10 protein-coding genes are annotated in these 14,546 nt (G+C 42.0%); 7 read left to right on the forward strand and 3 right to left on the reverse strand.

The window, feature by feature from the left end:
- On the forward strand, positions 1 to 3,426 hold a 3,426-nt coding region (gene sprA, locus QZY09_RS07860; protein WP_295670646.1), incomplete at its 5' end, for a cell surface protein SprA.
- Positions 3,427 to 3,596: 170 nt separating this feature from the next.
- On the opposite strand, the gene QZY09_RS07865 is transcribed toward sprA, so the two are convergent.
- The 3 genes from QZY09_RS07865 to QZY09_RS07875 form a co-directional block, all read right to left on the reverse strand.
- Entirely contained in the window at positions 3,597 to 4,307 is a 711-nt protein-coding gene (locus QZY09_RS07865; protein ID WP_295670649.1) for a head GIN domain-containing protein, read from the reverse strand.
- 98 nt (positions 4,308 to 4,405) lie between these two features.
- Positions 4,406 to 6,094 carry a hypothetical protein gene (locus QZY09_RS07870; RefSeq protein ID WP_295670652.1) on the reverse strand — a complete coding sequence of 563 codons (1,689 nt, stop codon included), beginning with the start codon at positions 6,092 to 6,094 and terminating at the stop codon, positions 4,406 to 4,408.
- 128 nt (positions 6,095 to 6,222) lie between these two features.
- Positions 6,223 to 8,088 carry a hypothetical protein gene (locus QZY09_RS07875; protein WP_295670654.1) on the reverse strand — a complete coding sequence of 622 codons (1,866 nt, stop codon included), beginning with the start codon at positions 8,086 to 8,088 and terminating at the stop codon, positions 6,223 to 6,225.
- Between the two features lie 113 nt (positions 8,089 to 8,201).
- On the opposite strand from QZY09_RS07875, the gene QZY09_RS07880 reads away from it, so the two are divergent.
- From QZY09_RS07880 to groES, 6 genes are all read left to right on the forward strand, one after another.
- Positions 8,202 to 9,722 carry a MiaB/RimO family radical SAM methylthiotransferase gene (locus QZY09_RS07880; RefSeq protein WP_295670658.1) on the forward strand — a complete coding sequence of 507 codons (1,521 nt, stop codon included), beginning with the start codon at positions 8,202 to 8,204 and terminating at the stop codon, positions 9,720 to 9,722.
- A 146-nt stretch (positions 9,723 to 9,868) separates the two neighbouring features.
- A complete protein-coding gene (locus QZY09_RS07885) occupies positions 9,869 to 11,107 on the forward strand; it encodes a sigma-54-dependent Fis family transcriptional regulator (RefSeq protein WP_096354743.1) in 1,239 nt (412 codons plus the stop codon).
- 5 nt (positions 11,108 to 11,112) lie between these two features.
- The gene (locus QZY09_RS07890) at positions 11,113 to 11,646 is read left to right on the forward strand and encodes an LptE family protein (protein ID WP_295670663.1); all 534 of its coding nucleotides are present in this window, start codon (positions 11,113 to 11,115) and stop codon (positions 11,644 to 11,646) included.
- Between the two features lie 20 nt (positions 11,647 to 11,666).
- Positions 11,667 to 13,469 carry a hypothetical protein gene (locus tag QZY09_RS07895; protein ID WP_295670665.1) on the forward strand — a complete coding sequence of 601 codons (1,803 nt, stop codon included), beginning with the start codon at positions 11,667 to 11,669 and terminating at the stop codon, positions 13,467 to 13,469.
- A gap of 9 nt (positions 13,470 to 13,478) precedes the next feature.
- Positions 13,479 to 13,841 carry a preprotein translocase subunit SecG gene (gene secG / locus QZY09_RS07900; RefSeq protein WP_295670668.1) on the forward strand — a complete coding sequence of 121 codons (363 nt, stop codon included), beginning with the start codon at positions 13,479 to 13,481 and terminating at the stop codon, positions 13,839 to 13,841.
- Between the two features lie 283 nt (positions 13,842 to 14,124).
- Positions 14,125 to 14,400, forward strand: coding sequence for a co-chaperone GroES (groES, locus tag QZY09_RS07905; RefSeq protein WP_096354737.1), 276 nt, complete (start codon positions 14,125 to 14,127; stop codon positions 14,398 to 14,400).
- Positions 14,401 to 14,546: the final 146 nt, after the last annotated feature.

The following is a 14,546-nucleotide window of genomic DNA, read 5'->3' on the forward strand; positions in this document are numbered from 1 at the left end:
CAGTTTAGGGTGCCCATCAATTCGTACCAGAGCGCCATCGGCGGCATCCAGGATTTTAAATCCATCCGGTACATGCGCACCTATCTTACCAATTTTGCTGATACTGCCATATTGAGGTTTGCCACCATGCAACTGGTTCGCGGCGAATGGCGCGCATTTAACCTTGAAAATAATCCATCAAATGTAATTTCGGATGTAGCCAACGCGCCCCTGGATAATTCGACCATTGATGTGGAAACGGTAAATATTGAAGAGAATGGCGCACAATCTCCCATCCCGTATGTAGTGCCACCCGGCATAACCCGCCAGATAGATTATAGTAATTTACAGGCAAATACCAGGCTGAATGAGCAATCGTTATCCGTGAAGATCACCAACCTGAGCGATGGCTATTCAAGAGCTGCCTTTAAGTTATTTAACAACGACCTGCGCCAGTACAAACAATTGCAAATGTTTATACATGCTGAAGCATTAACAACATCAACCTTAAAAAATAATGATTTGAATGCCTTTATCAGGCTGGGGGCTGATTATATCAACAACTATTACGAATATGAAATACCGCTGCAGGTAACCCAGCCCGGCACCTCTGATCCGAATGCGATATGGCCGGCATCAAATGAGCTTGATATTACGCTTGCAAAGCTAACCAATGCCAAACTTATGCGAAATAATGCCAGGTACCACGGGCAGCCATGGCCGCTGACCTTACCGTTTAAAGTTTCGGACGGGCGCGATACCATTACCATAGTGGGCGAACCTGACCTTGGCCTGGTAGCCACCATTATGCTTGGGGTGCGTAATCCAATAAAAACCTCGTCAGCAACCAGCACGGATGATGGCATGGCTAAATCAGGAATAATATGGTTTGATGAGATGCGCGCGACAAATTTTAACGAAAAAGGTGGATGGGCCGCTATTGGTAAGGTCAATGCCAAATTAGCTGATTTTGCCGATATCACCGTTTCTGGTAACAAAACTACCGCGGGGTTTGGTGCCCTGGATTCGCGGATGGAAGATCGGAGCCTTAATGATATAACAGGTTACAACATTGCCGCGAACGTTGAACTCGGGAAATTCTTCCCTGATAAAAGCGGCGTTCACATACCGGCTTATGTGAACGTTTCTACACAGGTTAGTACGCCGGAGTATGATCCCGCGTCGCCCGATATTTTGTTAAAACAATCCTTAAACGCTGCCCAGACGAGTCAGAAACGCGACTCCATACAAAATGCTGCGGAAGACTATACCATGCGCAAGAGTATCAACTTTACCAATATTCATAAATCGAAAGTAGATGCAAAAGCCCCGTCGCATGTGTGGGACCTTGAAAACTTTAACGCTACTTTTGCTTACAGCGAATATGACCACCACGATTTTTCAACTTTGAACGATCTGGAAAAAACGTATAAGATTGCGCTGGCCTATAATTTTACCGACCAGCCAAAATATTTTTCACCATTTGCAAAGATCATCAAAAAGAATTCGCTGGCTTTGTTGCGCGATATAAATTTGAGCTTATGGCCATCGAGGTTAAACTTCAGCATCAGTTTTGATCGTTTTTATTCGCAGAATACTCCGCGGAACAATGATCCGGAAGAAACCGTGCCGATTCCAACCACCTTTAACAAAACATTTACGGTTACCAGGATTTACGGCCTGGGGTGGAACATTACCAAGTCATTGTCGATGGACATTGATGCAACAAACCTTGCCACTGTTGATGAACCATATGGCACATTAAATGGATTAAAGATGGATACCCTATGGCATAACATTTTGAACCTTGGCCGGACAACCAATTACAACCACAGTATTACCTTTAACTATACACCGCCAATAAACAAGATCCCCGGGATGGACTGGGTAGGGGTAACCACACGATATCAAACCACTTTCCATTGGCAGGGGCAGCCTTTATTTGCCATTGATAATCCGCAATTTGATGTGGGCAACAGTATTGACAATACGCGCAGCATCCAAATTAACCCGACCCTGAATTTTGACATGCTTTATAACAAGTTCGGGTTTGTGAAAAAATCAAAAAGCAAGGATAATACCGATAACCTGAATAAACTTTTGGTTGGCCTGGTAACGAGTATTAAAAATGTGAGCGCCACTTTTACCCGGACCGATGGTACCTTTATACCTGGCTACCTGCCGCAGTCGAACTTTTTAGGTGAGGATATGAATTATGGCGCACCGGGGATCGGGTTTTTACTGGGCGGGCAGGGCGACCTGCGTGCAACGGCCCTTTCGCACGGCTGGATAAGTACCGATACTTTGCAAAATCAACTATATGTAACCACTTTTAATCAGGCGCTGAATTTTAAAAGCACCATTGAGCCGTTTAAAGATCTGCGGATAGAATTAAGCGCTTTCAAAACGCAGGACCATACCTATCAAACCAATTTTAAATCGATTGATGGATCGAACCTGATACAGAGTTACAACCCGGTTACGACAGGCGACTACAGTATTTCTTATATGACCATCGGTACAGCCTTCAAAAAAATCAGCGGGGTAAACAATACCTCGCCAACTTTCCAGCAATTTGAGAATAACCGTACCGTAATTTCACAAAGATTAGGCGTCACAAACCCAAATTCAACAGGGCCGCCAACCAACGGCTATGCTGATGGGTATAGTGCCAATTCGCAAAATGTGCTGGTGCCTGCGTTCCTTGCGGCATATACAGGTAAAAATGCAGGTGGCGTCAATTTAAGCCCGTTCCCGGCAATCCCGATACCAAACTGGCAGGTAACCTATAACGGTTTAAGCCATATCCCTTTCTTTGCCGAAATGTTTGAATCATTTGATATCACGCATGGTTACCGGTCGTCATACAACGTGAGCGGGTACAGCACCCTGCTGCAATACCAGGCAACCAACGGAGCCGTAAGTTCAAGAGATGCAAATAACGACTTTTTACCGCTGTACCAGTTTTCAACAGTTACTATTTTTGAGCAATTTGTGCCGTTGCTGGGGTTAAATGCCCGGTTTAAAAACAGCATGACAGCAAACGTTGAATACCGCCAAAGCCGTTCGTTAAGTCTAAGTGTTTTAAACAGCCAGCTGGCTGAGGAAGATCAGCACGTATTGGTATTAGGATGGGGATACCATGATAAAGATTTCCATTTCCCGTTTGGCTTGTTTAGCAGCCGGGCAAAAAATGATGTTAACTTTAAGATCGATTTTTCGCTCCAAAGCACCAAAGACCTGATTTACCAGGCCGATATTCAACAGGCGCAGGTATCGTCGGGCGCTGAAAATATTACCGTAAGGCCATCAATTGATTATGTGATCAACCAGCATTTCAACCTTAATTTGTTTTACGATTCAAACATCACCAGGCCATATACTTCGCAGACCTTTAATACTGCCTTTACTACTTTCGGTATTAACCTGAAGCTGTTGCTGCAATAGTCATTAGTCATTGGTCATTTGGTCATTTGGTCATTTGGTCATTGGGGCTGGAAGTTCCCAATTGAATATTATGGCGGGATACACTGTCAATCAATATTAAAGCAAAAGCCCGGTTGAAAAAACTTTCAACCGGGCTTCTATTATTTTCCTTAATCTCTAATCTCCAACCGCTAATCTTCCTTACTTACACTGCCTGAGCCTACCGTTTTGCTGTCGGTAATGGTAGCATTTCCAGAATAAACAACGTTGCCCGAGCCTACAATATGTGCGGAAACTGTTTTATCAGCATTTAAATAAGCGTTACCTGAGCCGGAAATTACCACAGAAGCAGAATTGGTTTTTAATTCTTTCCCTTTCATTTCGCCTGATCCGCTGATCACAACTTTGGTTTCATTTACTGAGCCCCTAAGTTGGATAGTGCCTGAGCCGCTGATGGTAGTATGCAGGTTGCCTGTTTTAACAGCGGATTCGATATCGCCTGACCCGCTTAAAACTATATTTACATTCTCGCCGCTTACCGCCGCTCCCACAACCCTGATGGAGCCTGAACCCGAATTAACCAACGCTGAAAGCGATTTAGCGGTTACATAAATATCTATAGGACCGTCGGTATCTCCTTCACCGGATCTTAAATGGTCTCTAAACTTGATCTTCAATGTGCCATCTTCCACAACTGTCTCAATCAATTTGATGATATCTGGCCTGGTCGAAATTTTCAGGCTTTCAGTGCCATTGATCTTCACGTGCACATTAAACGGCCCCCCGGAAGCTATGCTGTGAAACCCCGAAACCTGCCGGCTTTCGCCAGATTGGGCCGAGGATTTAAAACTTACGGCAAAAACCAGTATTGCCGCAAAAATAGTATAGGTTAATCTTTTCATAATAATTGTTTTGATGATAAGATGTAACTAACTACAAAAGTGTTGCACGGCCGGAGAAGATTTTAAAAACTATGCGGGGAAACTGTTAGCCAGGCGTGTCAGTTTTTATTTTGTTGAACTGCTTTTTCCGCTCTCTTTTTGCGGCGTTCTTCACGCCGTTGTATCCTCAACTGTTTTTTTACAAGGCGGTCCTGTTTGTTTATCGCCATTTGATTCACCTTGGCAACAACCTCCTCCTGCTTTTTTTGGTCGAGTCCGATGGCCGGTTTTATGCCGCTTAACAGGGTTTTCCAGGCAAATTTAAAAAACGGGCTTTCCGGCGGACGGGTTTCTGTAACGAACACTGACCGGGGCATGCTGCCGGCATTATCAGGATTATCGTGCTTTAAGATAAACACATTGGCGTATAACGATTCAATCGGCCGGGCCCGTAAATTATTCATTACGCTGTCTGGTTTCAATAAACTTACGGTAAGGTCATTGTACAGCATGGTAACTTTTCCCCGGCTTTGTGTACTGTTGGCGTTGATATCAAAATCAAATTGTTTTAATGTACCTGAGTTTACTTTGATCATCGTTAGGGGCCGGGTAGCCGAATTGAGCACTTTCAGGTTAAGGGAGCCAAGGTGGCCTTTATAGGAAAACGAATGGTTGGCATCGGTTAAATTAAAAGCAAACCTGATATCAAGTTTGCCCTGGTTCATAAACCAGGTATTAAGGTCAATTGCGCAAATGTTGTTTTTTTGCAATGCGGTTGGCCGGGTAGTAATATTCAGAAAACGGCCATCGGTATTATTAAAAGAGATGGTGCCTGTTTTATTTGATTTTTGATTAAATTCACTATAAAATACATCAATATGCTGAAGTAGGGCAGTATCTATCTCTATATCGGCATTTATTTTAAACAGCCCGACATTAGGGAAAGTGGCCACCCTGTCTGAAGATGGTTTTTGATGATTGGGGTTACCAAAAACCTCAATGCTCCCCTTTTTTAGCGATAATGTTGATGCCGTAAACAGCCTGTACTGGTGGTAATTTAAAAAATCAAACCGATCCAATTGCAACGAATCAAGCCGCATGGTAAACTTGTCCTTATCACTTTTTGAAAAAAATGCATTGGTTTTTATTGGGGTAAGCGTTAAACCTTCAATATTTAACCGGGATTGCCGCGTTGTTAATTTAAGGTGATCAAACTTATAGGTATACAACCCGTTCGGCGATTTCGCGGCATAGTTATTCAATTCTAAAATAATATCCCTGCAGTATAGCAACCTCGTTTTGTCTGTTTGGGTAGTAGAATCAATGAGCAGGTCTTTTGCGCTCAAATTCATCTCTTTAAATTCAGTAGTAGCTAAATCAGCGCCCGAATAATCTTCATATTTTAGTTTCACATCCCCTAAAAGAATACTGCCGATTTGGATGGAATGCAGGTTTTTTGATATTTTTTGCCAGGCGGTGCTGTTGTTTTTTAACACAGTGTCTTTTTTGTGATTCAACCGGTAGCTTATTTTCACCACGGGCGATTCCATCAAAACCTCGCCAATTTCGAGTTTGTGCTGAAAATATAATTTAAAAGGATGTATATGGTTTAAAGTGAGGCGCTTTACATGAAGCTCAACCATGTTGTTTGGCGCCAGGTTTTGTTTCTTTCTGAGGTTATAAACAGCAGTATCGGGTTTAAAGGTGATATTAAAAATATCTATCGATCCCCGGATTACATGAAGTTCGGCAGAAGAGAAGTTTGCGGTGTACAGGCCATCGCTGCTCTTTAACACTACTTCTTTCACTTTTGACGATAATATCGGTGACCAGTAGCTGTTAATGAATAGGGAAAGAATTAAAATAAGGGAAATTAGGATTGCAACAATAACCGCTGTAGTTTTATGCCATTTACGCTTAAATAGGTTTAAAGCCATTAATTACCCTTGTTTTCTTTTATATTATTTAATGAATCCCGTTTTGCCTGCCGCGCCATTTTTCGCACTGCTCTCCGTTCTTTTCGTTTTTCCTTAAATTCCTTAATTGTGTTTACCAAATTACTAACTTTTACGATAGTAGTGTTAACCTGCGACTCGGTTTTTTTATCATAACCCACGCTCGGCTTTAAACCATCCAGTAAAGCCTTGTATAAAAAGCTAAAAAACGATACATCCGGCTCGCGCTTCAAATCAATAGGGCCGGGTCGTAATACGCTGTCCTTACCGGGGTTGTTTTTCTCCAGGATCAGGTTATTAGCCAGGGCCGAAAAAAATCCCAGTTTTTGCAGTTCGTTTTTTCCTTCCACTTTTTTCAGCAGCTGGATTTTTAGGTTTTTATAATAAAACGTAAGCTTTCCCTTGCCTTCATAGTTACTGGCGTTGACGTTAAAATCAAGTTTTTCAATATCGGCCGATTGGATATGTACCATGGCCAAAGGCTTTACCAGTTTGTCCAGCAGCTTTCCATCAAACTTACCCAATTCGCCCGAGTAATTAAAGGCGCCGTCCTTTGCTACCAGGTTAAATTTAAAATTTACGCTGAACGGGGCGGCGTCCATAAACCGGGTATTGATAAAGGCCCGCATATAGGGATTTCGCTTTTTTTGATCATCATCGTTTGTTACATTTAAAATATAGCCGTTGGTATGGGTAAAAAGAATTTCACCCGTGGCGTTGGTGATCTTATCGGTTTCCGAATAACTGATCCTTGCATTTTTAATGTTGATCCGTTTGATCCGCATATCCAGCGCTACTTTTTGGAGTGACTGTTGCGGATCCATTCCTATTTTTATTCCATTTTTTCCTTTGTAAGCATTATTTGTATAGATCTGTACATCTGGTTTGTAAATGTTCATTACGCCAGCGTACAGGACCTGGGCACGTAAAAAATCCTGCAGGTCGATATCGTTTATATCTATCTGTTTAAATTTTAAGGTAAAAATGTCACCCGTTTTCCCTGTTTGCTTGTAAAAATCATCACGGTTGTACCTGGGTGAAAGGGAAACGTTATCCAATACAATTTTTCTTTCGGAGGTAGAAAAATAGATCGTATGCGCCCTGGCATCATATAAACCGTCGGGCGTAGCGATATGATAATCATGAACCGTAACATTTACCCCTTTGGTGTAATAAAATCTCGATTGGTCAGAGCCAGACAATGAATCAATAAAAACATCCGAAATATCAATATCCAGGTGTTTTAGTTCAGTCTGTTTGGTTACAGGTTTGTTTTTGTTGATATAATTTAAACTGATATCTTTTAATGAGATCGAGTCGATACGCAATTGTTTAAATACCTTTTTCATTATTTGATAAGGCGTTTTTGGCTTGCCTACCTTAACGGTATCATTAAAGTGATAGCGTTTATCAATGATAGTAAGGTTTGGATTTTCAATGGTGATATTGTCTATATCCAGTATTTTATCATAGTAGGCTTTACGGGCGCCAATATTTTTGATGGACAATTTTTTAACACTCAGGATGAAAAGATTATCTGGAGCTTTTTTTAGCCGTACTAACTTTTCATAAACGGATGTATCAGGAATAAGCCTGAAATCAGAAAGCGTTGCATTGCCCGATGTGATATTCAGGTCGAAATCTGAATATTCAATATGATACAAGCTGTCACTCGAACTGAGTACCATCTCTTTCAACCGTTTTTGTAACACGGGCTTCCAACGGTTCCAGGCAACGTATTGATTATAGAAATAATAGCCCACCCCTGCGATCAGGAGGATAATTACCCAAAAAACAAAGGGCCATTTACGGATTTTTTTGATTGTTTTTGCTTCTATTGATTCCACTGATATTTATTAAACAGGTTTTATAACAAGTATGTAAGGATTTTGTTATTACTGACAATATGTCATCATGTATTTAAATTTTATGTATTTTTGCAAACCAATTTTTTATATAGATGATGGATCTGGCAATTGCAGATAAAGTGCACGACGAAAGCAGGCAGGGAGAAGCCCTGGTATTGGAAACAAAAAAGGCTAAAAATAATGGCCGGAAACTTTATATTGAAAGTTATGGCTGTGCCATGAATTTCTCTGACAGCGAGATAGTTGCTTCTATTTTACTGGACCAGGGATATGAAACCACTCCGGATTTTAATGTTGCCGACGTGATATTTATCAATACCTGTTCTATCCGCGAAAACGCTGAACAGCGCGTCCGTAACCGCCTGCGCGAATTTACCATTGCAAAGGTGAAGAACCCGGGTTTGGTAGTTGGCGTTTTGGGCTGCATGGCCGAACGCTTAAAGTCGAAGTTTTTAGAAGAAGAAAAATTGGTGGATGTAGTAGTGGGCCCTGATGCTTACCGCGACTTACCAAACCTGATAGACCAGGTGGATAGTGGACAGAAAGCGGTGAATGTGCTTTTATCACGGGAAGAAACTTATGCGGATATAAGCCCCGTACGCCTCAATAGCAATGGCATTAATGCTTTTGTTTCTATTATGCGTGGTTGCGACAACATGTGTTCATTTTGCGTAGTTCCATTTACCCGTGGCCGCGAGCGCAGCCGCGACCCGCAATCCATCGTTAAAGAATGCACCGACCTTTTTAACCAGGGTTACCGCGAGGTTACCTTGCTGGGGCAAAATGTGGATTCGTATAAATGGGTGGCACTCGCCAGGCCTCACCCTGCCCTCTCCAAAGGAGAGGGTTCTGAAGATGGGATTTTAGCTGAAACGAATCAAAAAGTCCTCTCCTTTGGAGAGGATTTAGGTGAGGCTTCTCCTACCGTCAACTTTGCCAACCTTTTAGAAATAGTTGCATTGATCAACCCCGATCTGCGGGTGCGTTTTTCAACCTCCCATCCTAAAGATATTACCGACGAAGTGTTGTATACCATTAAAAAGCATGACAATATTTGCAACTATATACACCTTCCGGTACAATCGGGCAACAGCCGTGTGCTGGAAATGATGAACCGTACGTATGACCGCGACTGGTATATCAACAGGATCGACGCAATCAGGAGGATCATCCCCGAATGTGCTATTTCAACCGACGTGATCACAGGGTTTTGCAGCGAAACGGATGAAGAGCACCAGGATACCTTAAGTATGATGGATTATGTGCAATATGATTTTGCCTATATGTTTATGTATTCCGAACGCCCGGGTACTTTGGCAGCCCAACGTTATGCTGATGATATTCCTGACGCGGTAAAACGCCAGCGCCTGAAAGACGTAGTTGCCAAACAACAGCAATACTCATTCTCACGGCTACAGGCGCAGGTTGGTTCTGTACAAAAGGTTTTGATCGAGGGCTTTTCAAAAAAATCAGACCATGATTATTGCGGCAGAAGCGATAATAACGCGATGGTGGTTTTCCCGGTAGGTGAAAATTATAAACCAGGTGAGTATGTAAATGTTTTAATAGAGAAAAGTACTACTGCAACATTGATAGGGAATGTGGTTCGTTAGAACCTTGAAATAATTTAAAATAAAATTGAGGCTGAATAGTCTTATTAAGTTAGAGGGGATTTTAGAGCAGAAACAAAGGTCATTTTTGTCTTGACTCTTGAATCTTGATTCTTGGCTCTTGGCTCTTGACTCTTGATTATAACACAATGGAGATACAGGAAATAAAACAACGCTTCGGGATCATAGGCAGTTCGCCATTGCTTAACCGGGCAATAAATATAGCCATACAAGTGGCACCGACGGATATTTCTGTATTGATTACCGGTGAAAGCGGTAGTGGTAAGGAGGTGTTTTCGCATATTATACACCAGATCAGCCCGCGTAAACATGGGCCATTTATTGCAGTAAACTGTGGGGCTATCCCCGAAGGAACGATAGATTCAGAATTATTCGGCCACGAAAAAGGGGCCTATACCGGGGCCGTTGGCGAACGTAAAGGATATTTTGAAACCGTGAATGGCGGCACCATATTTTTGGATGAAATTGCTGAAATGCCCCTGGGCACCCAGGCCCGCTTATTGAGGGTGCTTGAATCGGGGCAGTATATTAAGGTAGGTTCATCAAAAGTTGAAAAAACGAATGTTCGCGTCATTGCTGCCACCAATGTGGATGTTTACGAGGCTGTAAAAAATGGTAAATTCAGGGAGGATTTGTATTACAGGTTAAATACTGTGCCCTTACGCATCCCGCCATTGCGCGACAGAAAGGAAGACGTTTACTTGCTTTTCAGAAAATTCACTTCGGATTTTACCGATAAATACCGCACACCGCCTATCCAGCTGGATGAGGAAGCACAACAGGTGCTCATCAATTATTCGTGGCCGGGCAATATCAGGCAGTTAAAAAACATGGCCGAACAGCTTGCAGTGCTCGAGCGTGACCGGGTGATCACTGCCCAAACGCTTTTATCCTATATCCCGGCTGAACAAACCGGCAAAAATTTGCCTATGCGACTGGATAACCAGCAAAAAGAAGATTTTTCAGAAAGGGATATCTTATACAAGGTGTTGTTTGATATGAAACGGGATATGGTGGAATTGAAAAAATTGGTGGCCGATATTATCGAAAACGGGGGCGTTTCAATCAATCATTCAGGCAATGCACAATCAATAAACCAATTATACCGGGATATTGAAATGCCGGGTAATCACGAACCGCAATTTACTTTACAAAAACCCGTTACCAATAATAATATCAATACCAATCCGTATAATATTACGCATGACGCAGAAGAGGTTGAAGAATCACTTTCGCTGGTTGATAAGGAGTCGGACCTGATCCGCAAGGCATTAAAAAAACATAAGGGAAAACGTAAACTTGCCGCCAGCGAACTGGGGATCTCTGAAAGGACTTTGTACCGTAAAATAAAAGAGTTAAATTTATAATTGAGATGAAGAGGATCCCCGGATTATTATTGGTTGTTATCGGTTTGTTTTTGATTGGCTCATCTTGCAGTTATTCGTTAAAATTAAGCGGCGCGTCGATCCCGGTCAATATGAAAACCATAAGGGTTGAATTTTTTGAGAATAATGCCCAACTGGTGGTGAATAATCTGAGTACGAATTTTACCGAAGCATTGAAAACCCGGATCCGTAATACAACCAAGCTCGCTGTGGTACAAGGTGAGGCCGATGCTATTATGTCTGGCGCTATTACTGATTATAGCATCGCGCCTGTATCTATCAATGCCACGGCAAATAATGTGGCGCCAATTGCAGGCGCCAGCCGTTTAACCATTACGATAAAGGTAAAATATGAGAACTTATTGGAAAAAGGAAAAAAAGACAATGATAGTTTTGAAGAGTCTTTTACAAAATACCAGGATTTTAGCGGTGACATAAATACACAGGAACAAACCCTGATTGCAGCTATTAATAAACAGCTAACAGAAGATATTTTTAATAAGGCCTTTGCAAATTGGTAAGCAATTCGTAGTTTCAGCACGTGGAGCAATATTCAAATAGTCAGAATGAGTTTTTATGGACATTATTAGCCAATCCGGCAAATGATGCCCATTTATATGCCTATAATTTACAAAGGCTTGTAAATGATTTTCCACAAAGCGGAATTCTACAGGCATTGCTGGCACATGCCAGCGAAGAGAAAAATTTAAAACGGGCTTCGACCTATTTTAACCCGAAGTCGTTATTTAAACTGATCAATGCGCCTTCCACTTTTACGGGGGTACCTGATGAGCGGATCTTTATACAAAGCGGAATTTCTATAAATGGCGGCTTTCAGCAAAGCGAACCCCATTTTAGCGATAGAAATGTTGAATTGCCGATATATAATGGGATGGAAAGTGAAATCCATGAAGAACCGGCCAATCATGCTGCTGTGTTGGTTGATACTGAACTGCCGCCACCAGGGCATTTTTCAGCACCGGAACATGCTGCCGGGCATGAGGAAATTACGCATCCGGGTGAACCAATAGCCGAAAAAAATAATGTTGCAGAACCCGGAATAGAATCAGTTGAGCATGTTGCTGCAGAAGAACGGGAGCCACAACTCATTCCTGAAGCAGTTGCAAACGAAACGGAGGCGCCACTGCCAACGCAGCACATAGAAGATGCTTTTGCTGAAAATAAGGATGAACTGATTGAATCAGTAATCCCTGAAAGCGAAATACCACATTTGACGCAGCAGATCGGTGATGAAAATCATGAAGAGGTCATTCAACTGGAAATAGCTGTAAATGAGACGAACTCAGCGCCGCAAATTTTTGAAGAAATTCATTTGGCGCAGGAAGAGCCAATAACCATAATTGCTCCTGAAGTATCTGCACCTGAACCTGTTGCTGAAATAAATGAAGAATTGGCAACTGAAAATGTTGAAACAATTGCAATAATAGAAGAAGCAGCGTCAATTGAAAATGTTGAGCCGGTGGCCGAAATAGAAGCAGCCGAAAATATTGAACCAATTGCCATTATTGACGAAACGGAAGGGTTTGAACCGGGAGCCTTCCCCGCTGAAGAGCATCATACGGAACAAGCGGCCAAGGATACGGAGAAACCGGTAAACGAAGATATTGATGAAACCTATGATGAGATTGTAGGGATAGAAAATATTCATTTTAGCGATCGGTCCACCTATAAACCAGCCACGGGGGATAGTTTTTTCTCATTTGACCGGGAATTTGGTGCGCATGCCGACCCTGAAGAGGAGGAAGCTGAACAAGCTTCGCCGGCGGCCGCTGCTAACGGGCAAGCCGACGCCGAACAAACAGACGTATCAAAATACAACGACGAGAAACTGCCTTATTCTTTTTTGTGGTGGCTGGATAAAACGCGCAAAGAACATTCGGCAGTTTACCAGCCGTATGTAAAGCCACCGGCCGCTAATACCCAGCCAGGCAAAAGGCCTAAAAAACTTACAGATGAACTGCAACAGCAGTATTTTGAGAATATTTTTCACATTACAACTGTTGACGACCTGGACAAGAGTGCGGCGCCTCCAAAGGCCCCTTATGACATTAAACGGAAAGAACATGTGATCATTGAGCGCTTTATAAAGGAAGAGCCCCAGATCAGGCCCCAAAGCAGTGATAAGCTGGATAATGAGAACAAGGCGAAAAAAAGCTCGGAAGATAGGGACGAACTGGTAACCGAAACACTGGCTGCTATTTATACCGACCAGATGCTTTATCATAAAGCCATTGCCTCGTATAAAAAATTGATGTTGAAATTTCCGGAAAAAAGCCGTTACTTTGCAGACAAAATAGAACAGTTAGAAAAGAAAACCAATTAAAATAATATAATGTACCAGTTATTACTGATCATCGCGATCATCGTTTGTGTGTTATTAGTACTGATCGTATTGATACAAAATCCTAAAGGCGGCGGTTTATCGTCAAATTTTTCAAGTTCATCGCAACTGATGGGCGTTCAAAAAACCGGTGATTTTCTTGAAAAAGGAACCTGGGGACTTGCTATCATCCTTATCGTGTTATCGATGGCAATTAATGTGGCCGTAAAAGGCGGTACGCAAACAACCGTAAATAAATTTAAAGAGCAAACAGAAGGCGCATCAAAACCGGTTGCTCCTGCTGCGGCCCCGGTAAGTTTTCCTGCACAAACACCTGCCAACAATCAACCTGCCCCTGCTCAAAAGGGAAAGTAAGGTTTTCAAAAATATATTAAAATGGCCCCGTAGCAGTTTCTGTTGATATGGGGCTATTTTTTTGCCCCCGCTTTATAAAACCTTACTGACACGATGGCATTTCAGTTTTAAGCTAATATTAAGTTAAAACTTAAAACTTGAAAAATCTGACAATAAAACAGCATTTATATGTCAATTAAGGCGGATATTTTTGCTTGGCATAATTGATGAGGAATGGGAGGCAGACCAGCCCGGCGAAGTCGGGACTTAAATTTATTTCTAAAAATTAAATAATTGTATAACTATGTCATTAAACATTAAACCTATCGGAGACAGGGTAGTAGTGGAAGCTGCTCCGGCCGAAGAGAAAACTGCTTCCGGGATCATTATTCCGGATACTGCTAAAGAAAAACCTCAGCGCGGAACTATAGTTGCTGTAGGCGACGGAAAAGTAGATGAGCCTTTGACCGTTAAAGTTGGTGACCATGTTTTATATGGTAAGTATGCAGGTACTGAGATCACCTATGAAGGCAAGGAGTATTTAATTATGCGTGAATCTGATATTTACGCGGTATTATAAACCTTGTTGAAAGGTTGTAATGTTGAAAGGTTGTAAAGTTGCCTTTCAATATTCAAATGCTAACATTCCAACTTTACAACATTAAAACATTCAAACAAACACAATCATGGCAAAACAAGTTAAATACAATGTTGAAGCACGCGATG

The sequence above is a fragment of the uncultured Mucilaginibacter sp. genome (assembly GCF_903913935.1).
Classification (GTDB): domain Bacteria; phylum Bacteroidota; class Bacteroidia; order Sphingobacteriales; family Sphingobacteriaceae; genus Mucilaginibacter.

Bases quoted from the DNA above. Each gene is read 5' to 3' on its own strand.
- QZY09_RS07865 (WP_295670649.1), bottom strand. From the start codon at position 4,307: ATGAAAAGATTAACCTATACTATTTTTGCGGCAATACTGGTTTTTGCC.
- QZY09_RS07880 (WP_295670658.1), top strand. From the start codon at position 8,202: ATGATGGATCTGGCAATTGCAGATAAAGTGCACGACGAAAGCAGGCAG.
- QZY09_RS07885 (WP_096354743.1), top strand. From the start codon at position 9,869: ATGGAGATACAGGAAATAAAACAACGCTTCGGGATCATAGGCAGTTCG.
- QZY09_RS07890 (WP_295670663.1), top strand. From the start codon at position 11,113: ATGAAGAGGATCCCCGGATTATTATTGGTTGTTATCGGTTTGTTTTTG.
- secG (WP_295670668.1), top strand. From the start codon at position 13,479: ATGTACCAGTTATTACTGATCATCGCGATCATCGTTTGTGTGTTATTA.
- groES (WP_096354737.1), top strand. From the start codon at position 14,125: ATGTCATTAAACATTAAACCTATCGGAGACAGGGTAGTAGTGGAAGCT.